Consider the following 1,104-nt stretch of genomic DNA (forward strand, 5'->3'; position numbering starts at 1 on the left):
TGCCGTGCCTGGGCGACTGAATCGTAGGCGTGCAAGTAGACCTCCTCGTATTTCACACTTTTCCAGAGCCGCTCGACAAACACGTTGTCGACCCAGCGGCCCTTGCCGTCCATGCTCACCTGGATGCCATGCCCTTGGATCAGGCCGACGAACTCCGCGCGGGTGAACGGGCTGCCTTGGTCGGTGTTGAAGATCCCCGGCTTGCCATGGCGGTGGACGGCCTCCTCGACGGCTTCCATGCAGAAGTCGGTCGTCATGCTGTTGGACAGCCGCCAGGATAGTACCCGCCGGGTCGCCCAGTCGAGTACCGCAGCCAGGTAGACGAAGCCTTTGCGCATCGGGATGTAGGTGATGTCCATGGCCCACACAGGGTTCCCCCGCTGGATGTCCAAGCCTCGCAGTAGGTACGGAAAAACGGGATTGCCGGGCTGCTTGCGGCGGGTGTTCGGACGCCGATACAGCGCTTCGATGCCCATCTTCCTCATCAACGTCGACACATGACGGCGGCCCACGGGGATGCCCTCCAAGCCCAAGAAGTCTCGGAGCATCCGCGCTCCCGCAAACGGGTGGTTGAGGTGCAACTCGTCGATCCGTCGCATCCGCGCCCGATCACCCTCGGAGACCGGCTGCGGGACAGAGTAGACCGACGAGCGCGACAGATTCCGTCATTCGCACGGGCGCGCCACGGGGAGTTTATCGGATCGGTCGATCATCGTTTCGCGCTCGCATCGCCGATGCGACCGAGCGCAGTGGCCAAAAAATCATTCTCCATCGCCCACGGGCCGATCTTGGCATGGAGTTCCTTCACGTCCGGCCCGGCGGATTCGCTCCGCTCTGCCGCCGGAGCGAACACAGCACTGGCCCGTTCCTGGAGTGGGATCTTCCATTGGGTGATCGGATTGGCATGAACTTCAAACGGTTCCGCCCATTCCGCCAGGGTCTTGTCGCCCTTGAGCGCCGCCAAGGCCACCTTGGCCTTGAAGACTGCCGAGTGGTTTCTTCTCGTTCTTTTCATCTCTGTTCTCCGGTATCGGCCCAGCAAAGGGCCGGTGATCAGAACAGAAACTTCACTTAAGCGGGTGTCCTATTTTCCGGGGCCAGCTC

The 1,104-nt window shown here is 61.8% G+C and carries 1 pseudogene; it reads right to left on the reverse strand.

Annotated elements, in window-relative coordinates:
• Positions 1-1,015: pseudogene (locus BN874_RS25640) on the reverse strand (IS3 family transposase); the annotation flags it as partial.
• Positions 1,016-1,104 lie beyond the last annotated feature (89 nt).

Origin of the sequence: Candidatus Contendobacter odensis Run_B_J11 (assembly GCF_000531125.1) — a bacterium.
GTDB lineage: Bacteria > Pseudomonadota > Gammaproteobacteria > Competibacterales > Competibacteraceae > Contendibacter > Contendibacter odensensis.